The 22,217-nt window shown below is 34.9% G+C and carries 19 protein-coding genes; 11 read left to right on the forward strand and 8 right to left on the reverse strand.

What is annotated here, in order from left to right:
• Positions 1 to 163 precede the first annotated feature (163 nt).
• On the reverse strand, positions 164 to 334 hold the full coding sequence (locus K8344_RS09730) for a C1orf53 family protein (RefSeq protein ID WP_237608604.1): 171 nt from the start codon (positions 332 to 334) through the stop codon (positions 164 to 166).
• Between the two features lie 100 nt (positions 335 to 434).
• Here K8344_RS09730 and era point away from each other — a divergent pair, with 100 nt between their 5' ends.
• The gene (gene era, locus K8344_RS09735; RefSeq protein WP_237608511.1) at positions 435 to 1,325 is read left to right on the forward strand and encodes a GTPase Era; all 891 of its coding nucleotides are present in this window, start codon (positions 435 to 437) and stop codon (positions 1,323 to 1,325) included.
• Positions 1,322 to 2,110 (forward strand): M90 family metallopeptidase, encoded by a 789-nt coding sequence (locus K8344_RS09740; RefSeq protein WP_237608512.1) that lies wholly within the window; start codon positions 1,322 to 1,324, stop codon positions 2,108 to 2,110. The genes era and K8344_RS09740 overlap by 4 nt, the downstream gene beginning before the upstream one ends.
• Before the next feature lie 45 nt (positions 2,111 to 2,155).
• On the opposite strand, the gene K8344_RS09745 is transcribed toward K8344_RS09740, so the two are convergent.
• Positions 2,156 to 2,647 (reverse strand): GTP-binding protein, encoded by a 492-nt coding sequence (locus K8344_RS09745; RefSeq protein ID WP_237608513.1) that lies wholly within the window; start codon positions 2,645 to 2,647, stop codon positions 2,156 to 2,158.
• A 241-nt stretch (positions 2,648 to 2,888) separates the two neighbouring features.
• Here K8344_RS09745 and der point away from each other — a divergent pair, with 241 nt between their 5' ends.
• Positions 2,889 to 4,196, forward strand: a complete 1,308-nt coding sequence (gene der / locus K8344_RS09750) for a ribosome biogenesis GTPase Der (protein WP_237608605.1) — start codon at positions 2,889 to 2,891, stop codon at positions 4,194 to 4,196.
• Between the two features lie 41 nt (positions 4,197 to 4,237).
• On the opposite strand, the gene K8344_RS09755 is transcribed toward der, so the two are convergent.
• Together K8344_RS09755 and lysS are read right to left on the reverse strand one after the other, a co-directional pair.
• Positions 4,238 to 4,894 (reverse strand): YczE/YyaS/YitT family protein, encoded by a 657-nt coding sequence (locus K8344_RS09755; RefSeq protein ID WP_237608514.1) that lies wholly within the window; start codon positions 4,892 to 4,894, stop codon positions 4,238 to 4,240.
• 108 nt (positions 4,895 to 5,002) lie between these two features.
• Positions 5,003 to 6,694: a lysine--tRNA ligase gene (gene lysS / locus K8344_RS09760; RefSeq protein WP_237608515.1), complete on the reverse strand. Its 1,692-nt coding sequence runs from the start codon at positions 6,692 to 6,694 to the stop codon at positions 5,003 to 5,005.
• 216 nt (positions 6,695 to 6,910) lie between these two features.
• Between lysS and K8344_RS09765 the strand changes: the two genes are divergently transcribed.
• The 3 genes from K8344_RS09765 to K8344_RS09775 all read left to right on the forward strand — a co-directional run bounded on the left by K8344_RS09765 (position 6,911) and on the right by K8344_RS09775 (position 8,506).
• Complete coding sequence (locus tag K8344_RS09765; RefSeq protein WP_139855930.1) at positions 6,911 to 7,069, forward strand: YqaE/Pmp3 family membrane protein; 159 nt, start codon at positions 6,911 to 6,913, stop codon at positions 7,067 to 7,069.
• Between the two features lie 6 nt (positions 7,070 to 7,075).
• A complete protein-coding gene (locus K8344_RS09770; protein WP_237608516.1) occupies positions 7,076 to 7,816 on the forward strand; it encodes a hypothetical protein in 741 nt (246 codons plus the stop codon).
• Positions 7,817 to 7,966: 150 nt separating this feature from the next.
• Positions 7,967 to 8,506 (forward strand): hypothetical protein, encoded by a 540-nt coding sequence (locus K8344_RS09775; protein ID WP_237608517.1) that lies wholly within the window; start codon positions 7,967 to 7,969, stop codon positions 8,504 to 8,506.
• A 97-nt stretch (positions 8,507 to 8,603) separates the two neighbouring features.
• Here the strand turns inward: K8344_RS09775 and K8344_RS09780 are convergent, their stop codons facing one another.
• The 3 genes from K8344_RS09780 to K8344_RS09790 form a co-directional block, all read right to left on the reverse strand.
• Entirely contained in the window at positions 8,604 to 10,877 is a 2,274-nt protein-coding gene (locus K8344_RS09780) for a zinc-dependent metalloprotease (protein WP_237608518.1), read from the reverse strand.
• Positions 10,878 to 11,112: 235 nt separating this feature from the next.
• A complete protein-coding gene (locus K8344_RS09785; RefSeq protein WP_237608519.1) occupies positions 11,113 to 13,554 on the reverse strand; it encodes a hypothetical protein in 2,442 nt (813 codons plus the stop codon).
• 112 nt (positions 13,555 to 13,666) lie between these two features.
• Positions 13,667 to 14,266, reverse strand: a complete 600-nt coding sequence (locus tag K8344_RS09790) for a ribonuclease HII (RefSeq protein ID WP_237608606.1) — start codon at positions 14,264 to 14,266, stop codon at positions 13,667 to 13,669.
• A gap of 618 nt (positions 14,267 to 14,884) precedes the next feature.
• On the opposite strand from K8344_RS09790, the gene K8344_RS09795 reads away from it, so the two are divergent.
• A complete protein-coding gene (locus tag K8344_RS09795) occupies positions 14,885 to 16,768 on the forward strand; it encodes a putative porin (RefSeq protein WP_237608520.1) in 1,884 nt (627 codons plus the stop codon).
• Positions 16,769 to 17,011: 243 nt separating this feature from the next.
• Here the strand turns inward: K8344_RS09795 and K8344_RS09800 are convergent, their stop codons facing one another.
• Entirely contained in the window at positions 17,012 to 18,154 is a 1,143-nt protein-coding gene (locus tag K8344_RS09800) for an acyl-CoA dehydrogenase (protein ID WP_237608521.1), read from the reverse strand.
• Between the two features lie 241 nt (positions 18,155 to 18,395).
• Here K8344_RS09800 and K8344_RS09805 point away from each other — a divergent pair, with 241 nt between their 5' ends.
• The 4 genes from K8344_RS09805 to K8344_RS09820 all read left to right on the forward strand — a co-directional run bounded on the left by K8344_RS09805 (position 18,396) and on the right by K8344_RS09820 (position 22,152).
• Positions 18,396 to 19,517 carry an anhydro-N-acetylmuramic acid kinase gene (locus K8344_RS09805; protein WP_237608522.1) on the forward strand — a complete coding sequence of 374 codons (1,122 nt, stop codon included), beginning with the start codon at positions 18,396 to 18,398 and terminating at the stop codon, positions 19,515 to 19,517.
• A gap of 129 nt (positions 19,518 to 19,646) precedes the next feature.
• A complete protein-coding gene (locus tag K8344_RS09810) occupies positions 19,647 to 20,873 on the forward strand; it encodes a Glu/Leu/Phe/Val dehydrogenase dimerization domain-containing protein (protein ID WP_237608523.1) in 1,227 nt (408 codons plus the stop codon).
• Positions 20,874 to 21,040: 167 nt separating this feature from the next.
• A complete protein-coding gene (locus K8344_RS09815) occupies positions 21,041 to 21,760 on the forward strand; it encodes a MotA/TolQ/ExbB proton channel family protein (RefSeq protein ID WP_139855939.1) in 720 nt (239 codons plus the stop codon).
• A complete protein-coding gene (locus tag K8344_RS09820; protein WP_237608524.1) occupies positions 21,760 to 22,152 on the forward strand; it encodes an ExbD/TolR family protein in 393 nt (130 codons plus the stop codon). Before K8344_RS09815 ends, K8344_RS09820 begins: the two co-directional genes overlap by 1 nt.
• Positions 22,153 to 22,217 lie beyond the last annotated feature (65 nt).

Consider the following 22,217-nt stretch of genomic DNA (forward strand, 5'->3'; position numbering starts at 1 on the left):
TTCAATTGAGTATTTACGCTGCTTGCGAATACTCCGTACATTTGCTTTCATAGGTTTTCACTCGTTAAGTGGTCAACCTATATCAGAGACGTACAAGTCTCTAGTCTCTAGTCTCTAGTCTCTAGTCTCTAGTCTCTAGTCTCTAGTCTCTAGTCTCTAGTCTCTAGTCGCTTCTCCCTGTTTTTTTGTCAAACCCATACGGGCAATGGCGACATCCACTCTGGCAACAATACCCGCGTTTTAAATGATATTGTTCGGTAAAACATTTATATCCTTCAGGAGTAAGGTAGTAATCACCTTCTTCTAGTTCTATTTTTTTCTTTGGAAATAACATAATACAAAAGTACGGATTTCGATGATGAATTTTTAAAAATGAATTGGAATCCATCCATTCAATAATTAAGCCTTAAATTTGTAAGACTAATACTACAAAGATGACAAAACATAAAGCCGGATTCGTAAATATAATAGGAAACCCTAACGTGGGCAAAAGTACATTAATGAACGCTTTTGTAGGCGAGCGACTTTCAATTATTACTTCTAAAGCGCAAACCACCCGTCACCGTATTTTAGGAATTGTAAACGGGGATAATTTTCAAGTGCTATTGAGCGATACCCCAGGGATTATAAAACCTGCTTATCAGTTGCAGGAAAGTATGATGGACTTCGTTAAATCTGCTTTTGAAGATGCCGACGTATTACTGTATTTGGTAGAATTAGGGGAAAAGGAGCTTAAAGATGAAGCTTTCTTTAATAAGATTAAAAACGCCAAGATTCCCGTATTACTTCTTATAAACAAAATCGACCAAGGTAATGAAGAGCTGCTTACGGAAGCCCTTCAACTATGGCAAGAAAAAGTGCCAAATGCCGAAATTTTTGCTATTTCAGCCCTTCAGAATTTTGGAGTTCCTGAAGTATTTAATCGAATCATCGAATTATTACCCGAATCGCCAGCTTTCTATCCAAAAGATCAACTAACAGATAAGCCTGAACGCTTTTTCGTAAACGAAGCGATTCGCGAGAAAATATTGATTCACTATAAAAAGGAAATTCCATATTCAGTAGAAATTGATACAGAAGAGTTTTTTGAAGATGACAACATAATCCGAATTCGAAGTGTGATTATGGTTGAACGGGAAACTCAAAAAGGAATTATTATTGGTCATAAAGGTTCGGCCTTAAAACGTGTGGGAATAGAAGCAAGAAAGGATCTGGAGAAATTCTTCGGAAAACAAATTCACCTTGAATTATATGTGAAAGTGAATAAAAATTGGCGTAGCGACGAGCGACAATTACGCCGTTTTGGATATAATAACAAGCAATGATTTATGTAATTCTCTTTATTGCATTAGTGGCGTTTGCGGTTTATGCTTTTACACAAAACAAAAAACGTCCAGTTAAGCCTTTTCCTGAGGAATGGAAACCGCTTTTGAAGGAGAATGTACTATTTTACAGAAATCTTTCTGAATCTGAACAACAAAGGTTTCGCGAGCGAATGATGCTTTTTTTAAGCGAAGTTTACATTGAAGCCATTAATACAGATTTAGAGGAATTGGATAAAGTGCTAATTGCCGCAAGTTCTGTAATTCCTGTTTTTGGTTTTAAAGAATGGCATTACAACAATTTAAGCGGGATTATTCTTTACCCAGATAACTTCAACAACGAACTTGTGTTTGAAACTAATGGTGAAAAGCGTATTATCGCAGGCCTTGTTGGTTCGGGAAGATTTGAAAAACAAATGATTCTTTCTAAAAAAGCACTGTATCACGGTTTTGAGAATGAAACTGATAAAGGAAATACATCAGTTCACGAATTTGTTCACCTTATCGATAAAATGGATGGGGAAGCAGATGGGGTGCCTGAGCGACTATTGCAACAACAATATATTACTCCTTGGTTGAAATTAATGCACGAGGAAATGGAAGCCATAAACAATAATAAATCTGATATCCGTGCATATGGCGGAACTAGTGAAGTAGAATTCTTAGCTGTAGCTTCAGAATATTTTTTTGAGCGACCAGCACTTTTTAAAAGAAAACATCCTGAACTTTATGAAATGCTAGAAAAATGTTTTCAGCAAAATCCAGCGAAGAAAAAGTCTAAAAAGTGAAACTAAAAAAATGTTTCTATTTACTAGGAAAGGAATATTGGTCTCTTATTTAGAATTTAAAACTTCATACATAAAGTCATACAGTTTTCGCATTCCCGGCTTTCCTTTTTTCTTTCCTATACTTCCAGCTAAATAGAGCAAGAACCAAATAATTACCAATGCTACCGCTATTCCGATTTGAAGCGTTATAGGGTTTCCTAAATTATGGTTGGAGTAAAGCCAGATTAAATCTACCATAAACAATATGGCTACTACTACGTGAAAAAACATGAACATAGTCCATACCGTTGGATTTGGTCCAAAGAAACCGTGAAGGGTGCTAGTATTTTCAAATTCAGAAATTTCTAAATGAAGTTGTGGAGACCAAAAATGCTGCTCGTTTTTTGGGAGTTTTATGAAAATATGATCGTCTATACAAGATATATGAAACCGCTCTTGTGCATTTTTTGCTTCAGAAAATTTGCCAAGTATTATTGAGTGCGGTTGTTCTAACTCGATTTTAAACCGCGGTCTTAAAACTATTTCATTCGGAAGCATAATTCACTCTTGTGCGTTTAATAAATATATGGGAGATTCAGTATTCTATAAACCTAATTTTAAACCTGAAAGTTATCTGATTCTTGAGGCGAAAATAAGTTGTAAAACCCTTTTAACCCTCATCTTAAGTGTTACAGTTTTTCATGATTTTAAAATATCAAATAGTAACTATTTTTTTATAAGCGGTTAAAATAGTATTTTTTGTGCGAACTAAAACCTATTTTTGCACCCTAAATTTAAGATTATGAGCATTGTTGCCATAGTGGGGAGACCAAATGTTGGGAAATCCACTTTTTTTAACAGATTAATTCAGCGTAGAGAGGCTATAGTTGATGCTGTGAGCGGTGTTACTCGCGACCGTCATTATGGAAAGAGCGATTGGAATGGAAAAGAGTTTTCGCTAATAGACACTGGAGGTTATGTAAAAGGGAGCGACGATATTTTTGAAGCTGAAATTGATAAACAAGTAGAATTAGCAATAGATGAAGCCGATGCAATTATCTTTATGGTAGATGTTGAAAGTGGCGTTACAGGTATGGATCAAGAAGTTGCAAAACTACTGAGACGATCTAAAAAACCTATTTTTCTAGCTATAAATAAAGTAGATGGGGCGTCTAGGGTAAATGCCGCACTAGAATTCTATTCCTTAGGGTTTGAACATCAATACAATCTATCTAGTATAAATGGAAGTGGTACGGGAGACCTTTTAGATGATCTTGTAAAAGCGCTGCCAGACACAGAGGAGCGTGATGATAGTGAATTACCACGGTTTGCTGTTGTGGGTCGCCCGAATGCTGGGAAGTCGTCGTTTATTAATGCTCTTATTGGGGAAGATAGGTATATTGTAACAGATATTGCAGGTACTACTCGCGATAGTATTGATACCAAATACAACCGTTTTGGATTTGAATTTAACCTAGTTGATACTGCGGGAATTCGTAAGAAGAGTAAGGTAAAAGAAGACTTAGAGTTTTATTCTGTAATGCGAAGTGTTCGTGCAATCGAGCATTGCGATGTTATTATTCTTGTTTTTGATGCCACAAGAGGATTTGACGGACAAGTTGAAAACATCTTTTGGTTAGCACAGCGAAATAATAAAGGAATTGTGATTCTTGCTAACAAATGGGATTTAGTTGAAGATAAAGACACAAGTAGCGTTAAAGATTACGAAAAGTATATCCGTCAGCAAATAGAACCTTTTGTAGATGTGCCGATTGTGTTTATTTCAGTACTTACAAAACAACGAATTTACAAGGCTATTGAAACAGCTGTTGAGGTTTACAATAACCGAAGTAAAAAAATTAAAACTAGCGAGCTAAACGAGGTGATGCTGCCGATAATTCAGAATTATCCACCACCAGCATATAAAGCAAAATATGTAAAAATTAAGTTCTGTATGCAATTGCCTACTCCATATCCTAGTTTTGTTTTCTTCTGTAATCTACCGCAGTATGTAAAAGATCCTTACAAGCGCTTTATAGAAAATAAACTTCGAGAAAACTTCGACTTTAATGGAGTTCCGATTACTATTTATTTCAGAAAGAAATAATATTCCTTATATAAAGAAATCAATTACTAATAAAGGTTTGCTTAAGAAGAGTGAACCTTTATTTTTTTATCTAGCTTTAATCGCAAACGACTGAAAAACTTAAGAGAAAATTGAAAAATAGGGCTTAATAGGAAGGTGTAAATAAAAGTCACCCAAAAAACAGGTCCTCCTAAAAAATACCCTATAACTAGTACTATACTTTCTACCAAAATTCTAGCTTTACTAATAGACCATCGCAAGCGCTCAGATATTGATAACATAAAGCCGTCGCGCGGTCCTGCGCCTACTCCCCCAGAAACGTATAAACCGCCTCCTATTCCTATAAGCACAATCCCAACAAACAGAATTAAATAATCGGTCCAAGTGTTACTTGCGTTAGGTAAAATATCTAGCCATAAAAAGAAATCCATTATGGGGCCAATTAACAAGGCATTTAAAAATGTACCGATGTTTACGTATTTTTTGCTAACTACTAGTGAAACTCCAATTAAAGCTAAACCTACAATAATACTCCAAGTTCCAATAGTTAGTCCAAGTTGATCGTAAAGGGCTACGTTTAAGACATCCCAAGGGTGTAAACCTAAGTACTGAACTTTGATTGAAAAAGCAGCGCCAAGACCAAAGCATACTAAACCGCTAAAGTAAAAAATATAGCGGATGATATTTTGTGAGAGAGTAGCTTTAGGTTGTTCTTTCATTTTAAATTACTACTAAAAAAGTATAGACTTGTAGTTTTTATTACTGAAATGAAAAAAAGGGATGCATCCAATATGGAGCCTCCCTTTTATACAATTTCAAATTTTGGTTTATAGTAAAGAAACAGTCAAACCTGCGTCTGTTTTTTCAACTTTTGCAATCTTACTTTTTGTAAGACCTTTAATGGCTTTATCCCATTTCTTATTGCTCAAACCACTTTGTGCTTTCAATTCTTCTAAATCAATTGGAGAATTAGCTTTTAAAAGATTGAAAACAGCTTTTTCATCTTCGCTCATTTCAACATTCTTTTTCTCTGGACGCATTTGCGGGAAGAAAAGAACTTCTTGAATGGAAGCGTTATTTGTTAAAAACATAATTAATCGGTCCATGCCAATTCCCATTCCGCTTGTAGGAGGCATTCCGTATTCTAGAGCTCTTAAGAAGTCGAAGTCTATAAATGCTGTTGCTTCATCGTCACCTCTATCGGCAAGTTTTAATTGAGCTTCAAAACGTTCGCGTTGGTCAATAGGGTCGTTAAGCTCGCTATAAGCATTTGCAATTTCTTTCCCACAAACCATTAATTCAAAACGTTCGGTTAGGTCTGGGTTATCGCGGTGTTCTTTACACAACGGGCTCATTTCCTTAGGGTAATCTGTAATGAAAGTTGGCTGTATAAAGTTGCCTTCACACTTTTCGCCAAAAATCTCATCGATTAATTTACCTTTCCCCATAGTGCTATCTATTGGTACATCTAGGTCTATGGCAGCTTGACGAATTTCATCTTCAGTTTTTCCAGTTATGTCAAACCCTGTGAATTTTTTAATAGCATCTGCCATTGTAACTCTTGGGTAAGGTGCTTTAAAATCGATTTTATGTTCTCCGAAAGTAGCTTCAGTAGTGCCATTAACTTCCATAGCACAGTGCTCCAACAATTGCTCACAGAAATCCATCATCCAGTTGTAGTCCTTGTAGGAAACGTAAATTTCCATTGCAGTAAACTCTGGATTATGCGTTCTGTCCATGCCTTCATTTCTGAAGTTTTTTGAGAATTCATACACTCCATCAAAACCACCTACAATCAATCTTTTTAGGTATAATTCGTTTGCAATTCGCATATACAAAGGTATGTCAAGCGAATTGTGATGCGTTACGAAAGGTCTCGCAGCAGCACCACCTGGAATAGGTTGTAAAATTGGAGTTTCAACTTCAAAATAGCCACGCTCATTAAAGAAATCACGCATAGCATTAAAGAGCTTAGTGCGTTTTATAAAAATTTCTTTCACGTGTGGGTTTACAACTAAATCGGCGTAACGCTGGCGGTAACGTTGCTCTGGATCGGTAAAAGCATCGTGTACTTTTCCATCGGCATCAATACGAGGTTGAGGTAGTGGTTTTAAAGCCTTGCTTAAAAGAGTGAAATCTTTAACCATTATGGTTTTTTCACCAACTTGAGTTTTAAAAAGCTCGCCTTCAATTCCGATAAAGTCGCCTATATCTAATAATTTTTTATAAACGTCATTGTAAAGTGTTTTGTCTTCGCCTGTACAAATTTCATCTCTGTTAAAATACACTTGAATACGACCTTCAGCATCTTGAAGCTCTGCGAAGGATGCTTTTCCTTGAATTCGCCTAGACATAAGTCTTCCAGCAACAACTACCTTCTTACCTTCTTCAAAGTTTTCCTTTATCTTTTTAGAGGTTTCGGTAACTGGGTATAATTCTGCAGGGTAAGGGTTGATTCCCATTTCTCGCAGCTGCTTTAATTTGTCTCTACGGATGATTTCTAGTTCAGAAAGTTGCATATATTTTATGTAAAAAATGAATTTGCAAAGATAGGGAAATGAAATGTGAAATAAGAGAAGAGAATTGTCAAATGAAACGTGATATTTTGAAGGGTTTGGTTGTTGTGATTGTTTCTTATATAATGAAATGGATTGGGAGAGATATTTATAAATTTCTAGGCAAACGAATTCGAATTAAATTAAACTTCATTATTAAAAAAAACGTAGATTTGTTTTATGAGTTTTTGGAGAGTCTTACTTGCAATTATTTTCCCACCACTATCTGTGATAGACAAAGGATGTGGATCTGTTTTAATAGTTCTGATACTAACCCTTTTGGGATGGATTCCAGGTGTGATAGCTGCCCTAATTATATTAAACAATCCTAACAAATAAACACTTATGAAAAAATTAATTATTCTAGGTCTGTTAGCTATCTCATTTGTGAGTTGTCAATTTTCAGAAACCCTTGTTATGAACGAAGATGGTTCTGGAAATTTAAGCGTTGAAGTTAATCTAAATGAGATGATGGCTTTTGGTGCAGGAGCAATGGGCGATTCGGTACCTATGAAACTTGATACCATAGTGTATATAAAACAATTTTTGGAGGAGAAAAAAGATAGTATTGCTACGCTTTCAGCCTCTGAACAAAAGAAATTAAAAGCCTTAGAAAACTATAATATCGGAATTAAAATAGATTCTGATGCCTATGAAATGGTTTATAATATCGCAACAAATTTTAAAGATATAAGCGAGGCAAATAATATTCACGAGGGCTTAGGCCAGATGGGGAATATGGCGCCAAACTTAAATTCAAATTCTTCGGAAGGAAAGAAAAAAGAATCTTCAGAAGAAAGTATTGGCGTGCTTTACACCTTTAATAATGGTGTGTTTAAGCGCGATGCTTATATTAAAGATGAAGCAAGTCATAAAAAAGAAGTAGATAGCTTAAAAAACACCGAAGCATTTCTAAGCAGTTCTAAGTATACGTTGAACTACACTTTCCCTAGAAAAATTAAAAAAGCTTCAAATCCTAAAGCAACTTTTTCCGCAGACCAAAAAACAGTGATTTTAAAAGAGTCGTTTGTAGAATACTTTAAAAATCCAGATTTATTAGACTTGGAAATAGAACTGGAAAAGTAAGCCCATAATAATTCCACATATTATTTTTTCGGGAGCTGCAATATATCGCCTTAACACTTTTGTGCTTAATATTTGGTTTGGTATTTGTATATTTCAGGTATAGATGGTTTAAAATCAATAAATCAAACACTAACCTTAAATTACTTAATTATGAAATTGCTAATATACATGCTGCCTTTATTAATGGTTGGCGCCTGTAAAACGACACAAACCGATTCGGTTATTACTAAAACAAATACAGTGGAAGAGACTATAAATAAGAATTCTGGATGTCCTGACGATGGTACTTGTGGTATTGAAGTATATAAGAATAAAAAGTTAACTATTCTCGACGACGGCACAGGTTCTTTATACCCTGAAATGATTGAAGGAGATGCGATGGTGGTTGAATACACTTACTTTAAAGAGGGACCCGAAGGAACGGTAGATGGAAATTACTCGGAAACTATCCACTTCGAAATTCCGCAAACAGCTACCAATCTTAAAAAGGAAAATGCGGCTTTAGCTGATGTAAATTTATATTATGGAAAACATTGTTTCTGTAAAGGAGAAGCGGGATATTACCCAGTAACAGATGGAAAACTATTAGTAGATGTTAGCGAAGAAGGGCTTGTATTTGATTTGGTTTTTAACGTAAATAAAACCCCCCAGGTAATAAGACATGTTTCTGAAATGATAAAGTTCGACTAAATCTTACGTTTGCTTTACTACAGAATATTTATAAAATTAAAATGGCCGTCCATATTTAGACGGCCATTTTTTATGGTTTAAAAAGCTTGATTAAGAATTAATTTTTCATCAATTTCTTAGTAGCAGTTTTGTTTCCGTTTTTAACCACTAGGAAGTACATTCCACTATCAATATAGTTGTAGTCTAATTGCTTGTTAAATACTCCTGAAGTATTAACATCGTCATAGATAAACTGATTGATAATTCTACCTCTTAGGTCATAAAGCGATACTTCGATGTTATCACTAGAATCCGGAGTAAAGCTTAAGTTGAATACTCCGCTAGATGGGTTAGGGTATACTGAGAAGTTCTCGAATGAGAAGTCTTCAGTACCAACAGTTCCTTCTACGATAATTTTAGTATCGTTAATAGAGTAGAAAATATTATCAGAAGCCATAACCATAACTCTACCATTGTTTGTGTTTACGTTAGGTACGTTAACAGTTGCGCTTCCCGTGTTAGGAACATTAAGAGCAATTGTAATTGGATAAGTAAAACCTCCATCAGTTGAGAATTTAATATCAACATTAGAGCAGTTTACTGGAGCCGCATCACTATTTGCAACATCCCAAGTAATAACTTCAGTACTTTGTGTAGTCCAAGTAATTGGGTTATTAGGGTCTGACTGAGAAGTTACTTTAAATGGTCCACTATTTCCATCAACAGTAACAAAAGTATTGTCACTTGCTGTAGCTCCACCACCGGCAGCGTTATCTCTTACAGTATATCTAAAGTTCATGTTTCTACCTACAGCAGGAACTGCTTCCCACCTGTTTGCTGTTGGAGGATTGTTTCCACCAAGGTCACCGGCAAGAACAAAATTAATTCTTGGCATAAATCTATCAGGTGAATCTGAAGGCTCTTCCGATCTAAATGCTGGTCCGCCAATTGAAGTATTTCTTGGTGGCATAGGAGCAATTTCAGTATTCATTTGTTCCCATGTATGAGTAAGTGCATCGCCATCAGGATCTGAAGCCGTACCCATTAAGATAAATGGAGTAGACTTTGGAATTGTACGCCCAGGACCTGCATCTGCCAGAGGAGCTTGGTTTCCTGTTGGTGTTTGTACACCACATTGACCAACACCAGCAGAAATATTTATCCACATTTCTTGGATACTTCTTGCATGGAAATAATCGTCACTTCTACTCTGTACGTTAGGGTTACAAATACCAGCATAAGCCATAATTGTAGATCCACTACCTGGTTCTACAGCTGTACTGTTATTACGGTTACCATTACAAGAGTTATTAAAAGTATGGTTAGCTCCATATTGGTGACCCATTTCGTGTGATACATAGTCAACATCATAAGCATCCCCTTTTGGACTGCTTGTACCTGTTACACCACGAGCTTTGTTAGGGGTACATGGAGATCTTAGCTGAGCTAAACCACCAGCACCTGTACTAAAGGTATGTCCGATATCGTAATTTGCAGGACCAATTTCAGCATCAATCACAGTCTGACTTTGGTTGATAAGTGTTCCTGCATTGTTATTTGTAAATGGATCACTTGAAGCATTTAAATAAATAATGTCAGTATTGTTTGGTACTAAAATCATTGTAAGCGATAAATCTCTTTCGTAAATGCCATTAACACGTGTCATTGTTGCGTTAATAGCAGCAAGTACAGCGGCCTTTTTAACTTCGTCTGTAGCTGAAGCAGGTATTCCTTGGTCATTTAAATGAAATTGAGAATACTCACCCGTTGTTGCAACCGCTAGTCTGAAAGTTCTTAACATACCATCATTGGCATTTCTTTCATTATAATTTGGCTCTGGTCCTACAGCTTCTTCAACTAAACACTCAAAACTTTCTGGGTTAGAAGGAAGTTGGTTAAGATTGTAAGAAATGTAAAAATCTTTGTTTTGTGTAAACGGATCGATGTAAACAGTAGAATGATTACCAGAAGAAATCATACCGTGTAATCCTAAGTCTGAAACACTAAAACGCGCTACAGCAGTTGGGTCGTCGATACCTTTTGCAGTGTACGAACGAATGTTTCTGTATCTGTTTTGTAATTCAGGAGACATAACTGAAGCTTCATAAACGCGGAAACTCTGAAGTTCGCCGTTATTGGAAGGAAGCTTTATAATTACATTTGAATTTCCAGTATTTCTAGCTGGAGCTTGTGCTAATGCAGATCTTAGCGATGGAGTATTTAATTTGTATAGGCTGTATTCTGCAGGCATAGTTCTGCGAAATTCTTTCTGCAGAGACTCTGTGTCTGTGTTGCGGGCTTTCGTCCACAACGAATTGTTCTGGGCACTTAATCCAAAGCTAAATAAAGCAATGATTAAAACCAGTAGTGGTTTAAAAGTACTTTTTTTCATTTTTAGGTATAATTTTTATGAATGTTTAGAATTGTAAATATAAGAAACCTTTAATAGATTTAAGGAAAATTTAAGAGGTTATGTATTGAGTTTAGTAGATAAATATTGGTATTCAGCTCAAAACGACCTTTTATTCTCTACTCAAGTATTCCAATAATTATATGATTATAGCCTTGTAAAGCCGTACATCTTAAAAATTATCTGAGAAAAAACTGTAGAACTAACGCACTAATTTTTACATCGAATACATTATTACAGAATCTGCACCCCCTTTAACCACTAGGTTTGTAGTTCGTTTTCCTTGACTTAAACTCGCTTCTGAAGTTCCATAAACAGGAAACCCATTTTGAAGTTTTCCATTTTCATCAAAAACATAAACCTTTTTCTCTTGAGTTTCGGTTATGGTAGTGTAGTAATTTCTGTTTATCTTATAAAGCTGAGGTTGTGTGTAGATTCCCAATGGCAATTCTGCTAGCTTGCCATTTATACGCAGTAAATTATCGTCCAGAGTAGCCTTTGTGTTTCCAGAAATTGTAAACCAATAATTAGCACCAACATCTAATTTTAAAGATGACACTTTACCGTCTGGAGTGATTCTTTCTTTAGTGTTTTCTTTTGTAATTACCACAAAAGTGTTGTCCTCTTCAGCAATTGGAATACTTGAAAAATTGAATTTTTTAGAAACTGAAACCCTAGATTTCCCAACGCGACTTAAAATATTTAAACTACCGTTTTCTTCGGCAATTACGATATAATCCTTACTTCCCATTCTAATGTGAATTGGCGATTGTACTATCGAGCTTTTCGCTTTCTTAAAACCAAAGCCTGTAACAAGTTTTGCGTTTTTATCGTACATAAGCACTTCCTTGTCCTGAATAACTACAAAACGATAATTTCCATTGTTGTCGTAGTCAAACACTGAAAGGGGTTGTGTTACCTCATCTTTAAACTTTATAGGAAACGATTTTGAATCTTTTCCATTTCTATCTAATAGGTAGAAAGCACTCTTAGTGGTAAACGCAATGTGTTTGTTTCCTGAAATGGAAACTTCTTCAACTTCGCCGAGTACTGCAGAATCTAGGTTTTTTGACCAAAGAATTTTCCCGCTTTCAGAAATGAAGTAAAGTTTATTCGTAATATCCTGTACCACAATTTTACTTTCTCCATTCTTGGTTTTAACGAGTTTCGGAGCATTTAAAATCGTGTTTTCAAGTTTTACATTGAATTTTTCTGAAACTTTTTCTGACGATTTTTTTACATTGCCACCTACTTCTTTGCAGCTTAAAGTAACGTGAGCGAAATTGCGATCGTAGCTAAATTGTATAGCTGCTAGTGGAAACTTTTCAAATGAAATTTTCTTAAAAGTATTGTCATTTTCAAAAAACAGAGATAGGGACTCAGATAAATCTCCTTGTAATTTTAAAACTAACAATGAAGAAGCGGTGCTTAAATCTACAATAGTGTTTTCAAAATATGATGTGTTTTGTAATGTATTGTTGTTTTGATAATCACTGATAATCTGTTGCGCAGAAATTTCACTTTCTGTAAAAACGAAAAAATTATCCAATTGAAATACATAGTTAGCTTTTTCCGAATTGATAAGTGGTGAAAAGGTTTCTGCAAACAATTTTGGCTCGCTAAAACTTTTAATTTCAACTTCACGAAATGAACTTTTTGAAGTAACAAAGCGGGCTAATGCATCGCTTGTTAATAAGGCGTCAATGCTTTTTATGAAAATTGCAGATTCTTGTTTAAGTTCGATTATCCCAGCCTCACTTACCGACCCGAATATACCAGTGGTTTGTATAGGTTTTGTTTCACCTTTATAATGGCGAATTTTTTCTTGAATACTTTCTGCGTCGTTAAAGGTAAAGCTTAAAGCACTTTTTGCATCCGAAGGGATTAACAGCGCAACGTCATTTTGTTGTGGTATCTGACCTTCAAAAATATTAAGCAGTTGAGGAATAGTGTCTGTAGCCATGCTTATTCCAGTTGCTGTAAAACTCTCTGAAGAAAAGTTAATGTCTAAAGCGCTCCAAGATGTGAAATTTATTTTTATTGAGTCATTTATTGCCTCTTTTTTGCCGCGCAGTAAGGCTGTAAAATCGTTGGAGGACGGTAAATTAAACACTTTTTTAAAGGTGGCATCACGCTCGGTCTTCCCATTTAAAATGTCCTGAATAATTTGTTGGGACGACGAAACAACTAATACACTATCAATAATTGTTGAATAAGCTGTGTTTTCATCAATTGAAACCCTTTGAAATGACTTTTTATCTAACGTTAAAGTTTCAACAGATTTGTTTTTAACAGAATCTAACTGAAATAGTTTATCTGTGTGTTTTGTGATAAAAGTATAAGCAGAAACAGAATCATTAATTTTATTTATACTTAAAAGACTCTGAGAAGTTGGGTGAAGGTTTTTAAATATATTATTCTTTTTAGTGAAATAAGAATAGATTTCGGTGTTTTCGAACTTAGAAAGCAGTGCACTATTTTCTATATCTGCCTGTAAGTTTTCGAAATTTGAGATCTTAAAAACTACAGCGGCATTTTCTGGAACAAAATCCATTAGTGTTCCTGTTTTTGAAGGTGAGTTATCACAACTTGCAAAGACTCCCAAAAGGATTGGGATGAAAAGTAAAACCGCGAATAAATTTCTATTAATTTTTCCCATAAAACAAAAATAGCAATGTAATGCAATCGTTTAGCATATTGTTTAAATAGTTTATTGACGGGTTGTCAACAGTTCTCCTCCATAATTGATACACTATTATTAAGGAGATAATTTATAAATCTAATAAAGTTGGGTCGGGTAGGAGTTTAAAGCTTTTCCTGTGAAAAATTGAACTCCCTAATTCGCGAATAGCTTCCCGGTGCTCCTTGGTTGGATATCCTTTGTTTTTCTTCCAGTTATAATGCGGAAATTTTTCGTGGATTTCATGCATAAACTCATCGCGATGGGTTTTTGCTAAAATAGAAGCTGCTGCAATATGCAAATATTTTCCATCTCCTTTTACTACACATTCAAATGGCGTATCGTTAAAAGGTTTAAACTTGTTTCCGTCAACCGCAATAAATTCAGGAGGTGTAGATAGACCTGCTATCGCTCGATGCATTCCTAAAATAGAAGCATATAGAATGTTTATTTTATCAATTTCATCCATCATAATATGTACTACAGAGTAGCAAATAGCTTCTTTTTCAATAATAGCTCTTAGTTCTAATCTTTTCTTTTCTGAAAGTTGCTTGCTGTCTGTTAAAAAAGGATGCTGGAAATCGTCGGGAAGAATTACAGCCGCCGCCGTTACAGGTCCAGCCAAACAGCCGCGGCCAGCCTCATCGGTGCCGCATTCTAGAAGATTGTTGTTTATTTTTAGTTTAAGCATACTAAATACAAATCTCATTAAATTTTATAAATCCGGCTAATTAAAAAACACCAAATATTTAAAATCCAAATTCCAAAATTTCAAAATTCTTCTCTATGTCATTTTAAGTGGGTTGTTTGTTAAAAATTTCAAATTTTGAATGGTATTCTATGGTTTAGCAAAATTTTACGTAAAAAATGATGTGAGTGGAGGATTAAGCAAACTTGCGTCAACCGCTAAAATTATTTTAATTTTAACAGTTTAAAATCTATTAGATATAGTGTATAAATTTAAGTAAACCCTTAGTTTACGCCGTAACGACGAAAATTTTTAGTAAAGTTTTGTTCTGCCTAGACTTTTTATGGTTCGTTTTTTCTGGCTATGAAAAAAAATGAACAATTATATTTACATTAATCGATTATAATAGTTATTACATTATTAATTAATGCTAAACTTAATATACCTACTTTAATTAATATGATATTAAAATTCCAAAATTTTACCAAACACCCTTTTCAATTGAAATTTTGACTTTTCATTTCTGGAGTTTATTTGAAATTTAGATATTGTTATTTGAAATTTTTACCAGTTCTCTTTCAATTAAAAATAAATTACCTTTGCCCAAAAGTTATCTCGAAGATGAAAAGACTCCTATTGCTACTTCTTATTTTGTTCGCTTCGGGAACTGTGTATTCGCAAAATAACACTCCCAAAAAGGATAAACCCCCAATAGATTTTTATAAAATCATTTCGCACGATAGAGATACTACTTATGTAGATACCACACTTAGTATTTATAAGAAATACAAATTTAATTATTTGCGAAGAGATAATTTTGAATTATTACAGTTTTCCAACGTGGGTCAAACCTATAATTCACTAGCGTATTCCTTTTATAAATTAAACTTAAAACCACTTTTTGCAGCGCAAGCGAGACATTTTAACTATAAGGAAATTGAAGAAGTAAACTATTTTAATGTGCCTACACCGTTTACCGAGTTGTATTTTAAAACAGCTTATAATCAAGGGCAGCAATTAGATGCATTTTTCACGGTAAATACCTCACCGCAGTTTAACTTTTCTATTGGTTATAAAGGAGTGCGATCGCTTGGAAAATATCAAAATATATTAACGAGTACAGGAAACTTTCTTTTTACTTCCAATTACCGTACAAAAAACAACCGATATGTCATTCGGGCTCACGTTGCAGCACAGGATTTAATGAATCAAGAAAATGGTGGTTTAACAGATAATTCACTGCGATTATTTATGAATGGTGACCCTGAGTTTAGCGACCGAGGTAGATTGGATGTAAATTTTGAAGATGCTGAAAACAAACTAGAAGGGCTTCGTTTTTACGCAGATCATTATTATGAACTACTCAGCCAGCGCGATAGTACAAATTATTCTGTTTTAACAATCGGAAACGTGTTAAGCTATGAGGATAAGTTTTTTGAGTACAAGCAGGACACCCCCTTTAGTACCTTTGGTCCGTCGTATAAAAATGCCGATTTGTACACAAAAACAAAGCTAGAAGATTTTAACGTAAAAGCTTACGCCGACTATAACAGTTCATTGTTGGGAAAAATTACTGCTTGGGCAGGTTATAACGATTTTAATTACGGGTATAATTCGGTTTTAATTCTCGATGAAAATAGAATTACAAATAGGATTAAAGGAAATATTATAGAAGCTGGAGCAGCATACGAAAAGGAATATCGCGGGTTTAAATTATCAGGAAAAGGAGCAATTAATATGGCTGGAGATTTTGATGCAAATTACCTGCAGGCCGCTGCTTCATACGACTTAAATGAAGAGTACAATGCGAAGGCATCTATAACAACTCACTCTGTAGCTCCAAATTTTAATTTTCAATTATATCAAAGTGATTACCAAAATTACAATTGGAAAACCAATTTGAACAATGTAAAAACGCAAGAACTAAAGTTTGAGATAAACACCAAGAGGTTTGGAAATGCTTCTGTGAGCTATACAGGTATTGACGATTACACCTACTTTGGAATTAGAGAAAACGACAGTACTCCGTCACCAATACAAGCTTCTGAGCGTGTAGATTACTTAAAAATAAAAGCGCAAAAAGAATTTACATTTGGGGTTTTTGCTTTGGAAAATACAATAATGTATCAGCAGGTTTTTAATGGAGATAATGTGTTTAACGTGCCTCAATTAATTACTAGAAACTCACTATATTATCAAGACCATTGGTTTAAACGTGCGTTGTTTATGCAAACGGGAGTTACGTTCAAGTATTTCACCGAGTATAATATGAATGCTTACGATCCTGTGCTTGCTGAATTTTACGTGCAGAACGATCAGAAACTCGGAGGGTATCCATTGGTAGATGTATTTTTTAACGCTAAGATTAGGCAAACCCGTATTTATTTCGTGTACGAAAACCTTACCTCCTTATTTGGCGGGAATAACGATCACTTTGCCGCACCAAGACAGCCTTATCGCGATGCAGTATTGCGCTTTGGATTGGTTTGGAATTTCTTTTTATAGTTTCAGGACTTCAATGCTGTTTTTTATTTATGTTTTTCACACAAATTTAAATCAAGCGACTGGTGAAATATAAACTTTGATTGGTTTTCGATATAATTTGAGTGTTGGGATATTACTTTGTAATTACCCAAGCTGTCTATCACATTGTAATTTATAAAACATTAAGACATAAAAAAAACCCTTGAATTTTCAAGGGTTTTATAATATCTAAGAAAGTATTTTGCTTAAACCAGATGTTTCAATCTAGTCTCGTAGTAATCCTCTAGAAATAACAATTTTCTGTATTTCTGAAGTACCTTCGTATATCTGTGTAATTTTTGCATCACGCATTAAACGCTCTACGTGGTATTCTTTTACGTAACCGTTTCCACCGTGAACTTGAACTGCCTCAACAGTAACGTCCATTGCAACTTGACTAGCGTAAAGTTTAGCCATTGCGCCGCTCATATCGTAGTTGTTTCCTTGATCTTTATCCCAAGCAGCTTTCATTACTAAATGGCGAGCAGCTTCAATGCTGGTGTGCATATCAGCTAATTTAAATGCGATAGCTTGATGGTTGCAAATTTCTGTACCAAAAGCTTTACGTACTTTAGAATACTCACGAGCTAAACCGTAAGCACCAGATGCAATTCCTAAGGCCTGAGAAGCGATACCAATACGACCTCCAGAAAGTGTTTTCATGGCAAATTTAAAACCGAAACCATCTTCGCCAATTCTATTTTCCTTTGGCACTTTTACATCGTTAAAAATTAAAGAGTGAGTATCACTACCTCTAATTCCTAATTTATCTTCTTTAGGACCAACTTCAAAACCTTCCCAGCCTTTTTCAACTATGAAAGCATTGATTCCTTTGTGTTTTTTCTCTTTATCAGTTTGAGCGATTACTAAATAGAAATCTGCAGACCCACCATTGGTAATCCAGTTTTTTGTTCCGTTTAATACGTAGTGGTCACCTTTATCTATTGCTGTAGTGCGCTGAGATGTAGCATCGCTACCTGCTTCTGGTTCGCTTAAACAGAAAGCGCCAAGCTTTTCGCCAGTAGCTAGCTTGGTTAGGTATTTTTGTTTTTGCTCTTCAGTTCCAAATTTTTCAAGACCATAACAAACTAATGAGTTATTTACTGAAACAATTACAGAGCAAGAAGCATCAATTTTGCTCAACTCTTCCATAACAAGAACGTATGAAACAGTATCCATTCCGCCTCCACCGTATTTTGGATCTACCATCATTCCTAGGAAACCGAGTTCGCCCATTTTTTTAACTTGTTCGGCAGGGAATTTTTGTTGGTTATCACGTTCTATTACACCTGGTAAAAGTTCGGTGCGTGCAAAATCACGAGCTGCGTCGCGAATCATTAAATGTTCTTCGGATAGACTGAAATCCATAGGGCTTATTATAAGTGAAAATTGTGTTTTTATTAGAAAGGGCAAAGATACTTATAAAATGTAAATTCCAAAAAGACAATTCCTAATTTATAAAGAAACATCAAACGCTACTTTTCAATAGGTTAGAGCATAATTCTGTCGATATTTATCTAATCTGAATTTTATTTAGAATTTGGTTCTCTTAATATGAAATTTTTAGTATCATCATTGGTATATTTAAATTTAAAATATTCTTCAAATTTTGACAAAAGAAACTTATCGTATTATTGGTGTAATGAGCGGCACATCCTTGGATGGGATAGATTTGGTGGAATTAGAATTAAATGTCTCAATAAATAAAGATATTCCTACTTCGCTTCAGATTTTAGATCAATCTCAGGGAGATTTTGAAAGCAATTCTTGGAGTTTTAATATTTGTGCAGCTGAAACAGTACCGTATTCTATAGGTTGGAAAAACGATTTACAAGAGGCAATAAACTATTCTAAAGATAAACTTGAGGTTTTAAATCTAAGGTACACCGAAAAGCTTGCTGAAGAAATTACAAAGTTTATTGAAAAACACGATATTCAAGATATTGATGCGGTGTGTAGTCACGGGCATACGATCTTACATCAACCCGATAAAGGGATAACATTACAAATTGGAAATTTACCGCATATTTCAAAATTACTTGAATTGACGGTGGTTTGCGATTTCCGAGTGGAGGATGTAAACCTTGGCGGACAAGGCGCACCTTTGGTTCCTATAGGCGATAGATTGTTGTTTTCAGCTTATGACTATTGCTTGAATCTTGGAGGTTTTGCTAACTGTTCTTATGAAGAAAGTAATAAAAGAATTGCTTTTGATATTTGTCCAGCGAATATTGTATTAAATAAATATGCAGAAAAGCTTGGTAAAGCGTATGACGAAGGAGGAAAAATCGCTGAAGCAGGTGAGGTAAATCAAACTTTGCTTCAGCAGTTAAATTCGTTATCATTTTATTCTGAAAAGCCTCCAAAATCTTTAGGACTTGAGTGGGTGAAAGAAAATATCTTCCCTTTAATAGATTCGTTTAACATTTCAACCGAAGATGTTTTACGAACTTTTACCGAACATATTGCTGTTCAACTCAAGGCTCAATTCAACGTCAATGCTTCAGTATTAATTACGGGTGGCGGAGCTTATAATTCATTTTTGATTAAAAGATTAAAGCAGATTTCAACTGTTAATGTTATAATTCCCACTTCGGAAATTGTTGAATATAAAGAAGCGTTGATATTTGGGCTTTTGGGAGCCTTGAAGTTACGTGGCGAAGTTAATTGTTTAGCTAGTGTTACCGGGGCTTCAAAGGACCATTCTTCTGGAAAAATCTATCTTCCATAATTTTTCTTAAAATCCACTTATAAACTCTTACAAGTTTTATATTTGCTTTTGCCGAAATGGTATAAATGAATAAATAGTCAATACACTCCTAAGCAATCGCAAAGGAGAATTTTAATGCTAAATATAATAATGAAAGAACTGCTTAAGAAGTACGAGGAAAAAGATCCTGAAATTGTATTCCATTGGAAAGACCCTGAAACAGAAGCCGAAGGTTGGACGGTAATCAACTCATTGCGAGGTGGAGCTGCTGGTGGTGGAACTAGAATGAGAAAAGGACTTGATATGAATGAAGTACTTTCTCTTGCTAAAACTATGGAAGTAAAATTTTCAGTTTCGGGACCTGCAATTGGAGGTGCCAAATCTGGAATTAATTTTGATCCTGCCGATCCTCGTAAAAAAGGAGTTTTAGAAAGATGGTTTAAAGCTGTTTCTCCGTTATTGAAAGGATACTATGGTACTGGTGGTGATATGAATGTAGATCAGAAAACTGAAGTAATACCATTTACTGAACAAAGCGGTTTATGGCATCCACAGGAAGGGGTGTTTAATGGGCATTTTGCACCTTCAGAAGCCGAAAAAATTAACCGAATTGGTCAGTTGAGAAATGGTGTAAGCAAAACATTGGAAAGTTTGGAGTATTGCCCAGATGTATCAAGAGATTATAAAGTAGCCGATATGGTTACTGGTTTTGGCGTTGCTGAAGCTATTAAGCACTACTACGGGATTTATGGTGGTGAGGTAAAAGGAAAACGTGCAATAGTTCAAGGTTTTGGAAATGTAGGTTCTGCTGCAGCGTATTACCTTGCGCAAATGGGTGCCAAAATTGTGGGTATTATCGACCGCGATGGTGGAATCATCAATAAGGATGGTTATTCTCTAGAAGAGGTAAGACAGCTTTTCCTTAATAAAAGTGGAAACGCCTTGGTAGCAGATAATATGCTTTCTTTTGATGAAATAAATGAAAAAATTTGGAATCTCGAGGCCGAAATTTTCGCGCCTTGTGCTGCTTCAAGGTTAATTACTAAAGAGCAAATTTCTCAAATGATTGATACTGGTCTTGAGGTAATTAGCTGTGGAGCAAACGTTCCTTTTGCTGATAAAGAAATTTTCTTTGGTTCAATTATGGAATACACAGATGAGCGTATCAGTTTAATTCCAGATTTTATTAGTAACTGTGGAATGGCACGTGCATTCGCATATTTTATGGAAGGCAAAGTTGAAATGACTGATGAAGCTATATTTAATGATATTTCAAATACTATTAAAAAAGCAATTCAGAATACATTCGACAAAAATAACTCAAAGACGAATATTAGTAAAACAGCTTTCGAAATTGCTTTAAAAGAGTTATTATAATTTACTAAGTAGAGATAGGAAGAAGTTTTCTGTTTTGAAATTAATCGGTGCAATTGGGCTGTATTTTTTTTGCATTAAACTTCTTCTTATTTTGAAAAATTATATTTCATAACTTATAACAATTTCTATAATCAATTTCCGTTATTCACTAAAACAAAACTTTATTTATGTTAAACTTCTTTATTCAAGAGGGTGCTGATATAGCACAAGATACCGATTCCATCGCTGAAGGCATACCAGTCGAAGCTCAAGAGAAAACTTTATCAATAATGGATCTGTTGTTAAACGGAGGCGTTGCAGGGCAAATAATTATAGGTGTACTGTTTATCCTTCTCTTTGTGGCAGTTTACATTTATTTTGAACGTCTTTTTGCAATCAAAGCGGCGTCTAAAATGGATAACAACTTTATGAATCAGATTAAAGATAATGTTAGCTCGGGTAATATTCAAGCTGCAAAAGTATTATGTGCTCAAAACAATACACCAGTTTCACACCTAACTGAAAAAGGAATTTCTAGAATTGGTAGTCCTTTGGAAGACATAAACACGGCAATTGAAAATGCTGGACGTTTAGAAGTTTACAAATTAGAGAAAAACGTAAGTGTTTTAGCAACTATTGCTGGTGCTGCACCTATGATTGGTTTCTTAGGAACTGTAATTGGTATGGTTTTAGCTTTCCACCAACTTGCAACAAGTAGTGGTCAAGCAGAAATGGGAGCTTTGGCTGAAGGTATTTATACAGCGATGACAACTACAGTAGCAGGATTAATAGTAGGTATTATTGCCTATATGGGTTACAACCATTTAGTAGTGCGTACAGATAAAGTGGTTCACCAAATGGAAGCCACAGCAGTAGATTTTCTAGACATGTTAAACGAACCTGTATAATGAATTTAAGAGGAAGAAATAAAGTTAGTGCCGAATTTAGCATGAGCTCAATGACAGATATAGTATTTCTGTTGTTAGTTTTTTTCTTGCTTACTTCGCCTGCTATTACACCAGATGCTTTAGATTTAATTTTACCTAAGGCAAAAGGAAAAACTTCTAATGTGCAAAAAGCTTCCGTAAGTATTACAAAAGATGGAGCCTATTATGTAGATAAGGAGCGTGTAAGCGAGTATAGTATGGAAAATGAACTAAAAAAAGTTCTTGCAGGTCAAGATGAACCAACAATTATCTTGCGAGCCGAAGAAGGGGTGCCTATTGAAGACGCTGTTTTTGTAATGGATATTGCAAATAGAAATAAGTTTAAGGTAGTCCTTGCTGTAAGACCTAATTAAAATTGAACATTGTCCTATTGAAGTAAGCGATCTGCTTACTATTAAAATAATTTTTACTACAAACC

Origin of the sequence: Aequorivita xiaoshiensis, from assembly GCF_022008395.1 — a bacterium.
Taxonomy (GTDB): Bacteria; Bacteroidota; Bacteroidia; order Flavobacteriales; family Flavobacteriaceae; genus Aequorivita; species Aequorivita xiaoshiensis.

What these genes read in the sequence shown, in the direction of transcription:
- K8344_RS09730 (WP_237608604.1), bottom strand. Translation starts at nt 334, where the DNA reads ATGTTATTTCCAAAGAAAAAAATAGAACTAGAAGAAGGTGATTACTAC.
- era (WP_237608511.1), top strand. Translation starts at nt 435, where the DNA reads ATGACAAAACATAAAGCCGGATTCGTAAATATAATAGGAAACCCTAAC.
- K8344_RS09740 (WP_237608512.1), top strand. Translation starts at nt 1,322, where the DNA reads ATGATTTATGTAATTCTCTTTATTGCATTAGTGGCGTTTGCGGTTTAT.
- K8344_RS09745 (WP_237608513.1), bottom strand. Translation starts at nt 2,647, where the DNA reads ATGCTTCCGAATGAAATAGTTTTAAGACCGCGGTTTAAAATCGAGTTA.
- K8344_RS09755 (WP_237608514.1), bottom strand. Translation starts at nt 4,894, where the DNA reads ATGAAAGAACAACCTAAAGCTACTCTCTCACAAAATATCATCCGCTAT.
- lysS (WP_237608515.1), bottom strand. Translation starts at nt 6,694, where the DNA reads ATGCAACTTTCTGAACTAGAAATCATCCGTAGAGACAAATTAAAGCAG.
- K8344_RS09765 (WP_139855930.1), top strand. Translation starts at nt 6,911, where the DNA reads ATGAGTTTTTGGAGAGTCTTACTTGCAATTATTTTCCCACCACTATCT.
- K8344_RS09770 (WP_237608516.1), top strand. Translation starts at nt 7,076, where the DNA reads ATGAAAAAATTAATTATTCTAGGTCTGTTAGCTATCTCATTTGTGAGT.
- K8344_RS09775 (WP_237608517.1), top strand. Translation starts at nt 7,967, where the DNA reads ATGAAATTGCTAATATACATGCTGCCTTTATTAATGGTTGGCGCCTGT.
- K8344_RS09780 (WP_237608518.1), bottom strand. Translation starts at nt 10,877, where the DNA reads ATGAAAAAAAGTACTTTTAAACCACTACTGGTTTTAATCATTGCTTTA.
- K8344_RS09785 (WP_237608519.1), bottom strand. Translation starts at nt 13,554, where the DNA reads ATGGGAAAAATTAATAGAAATTTATTCGCGGTTTTACTTTTCATCCCA.
- K8344_RS09790 (WP_237608606.1), bottom strand. Translation starts at nt 14,266, where the DNA reads ATGCTTAAACTAAAAATAAACAACAATCTTCTAGAATGCGGCACCGAT.
- K8344_RS09795 (WP_237608520.1), top strand. Translation starts at nt 14,885, where the DNA reads ATGAAAAGACTCCTATTGCTACTTCTTATTTTGTTCGCTTCGGGAACT.
- K8344_RS09800 (WP_237608521.1), bottom strand. Translation starts at nt 18,154, where the DNA reads ATGGATTTCAGTCTATCCGAAGAACATTTAATGATTCGCGACGCAGCT.
- K8344_RS09810 (WP_237608523.1), top strand. Translation starts at nt 19,647, where the DNA reads ATGAAAGAACTGCTTAAGAAGTACGAGGAAAAAGATCCTGAAATTGTA.
- K8344_RS09815 (WP_139855939.1), top strand. Translation starts at nt 21,041, where the DNA reads ATGTTAAACTTCTTTATTCAAGAGGGTGCTGATATAGCACAAGATACC.
- K8344_RS09820 (WP_237608524.1), top strand. Translation starts at nt 21,760, where the DNA reads ATGAATTTAAGAGGAAGAAATAAAGTTAGTGCCGAATTTAGCATGAGC.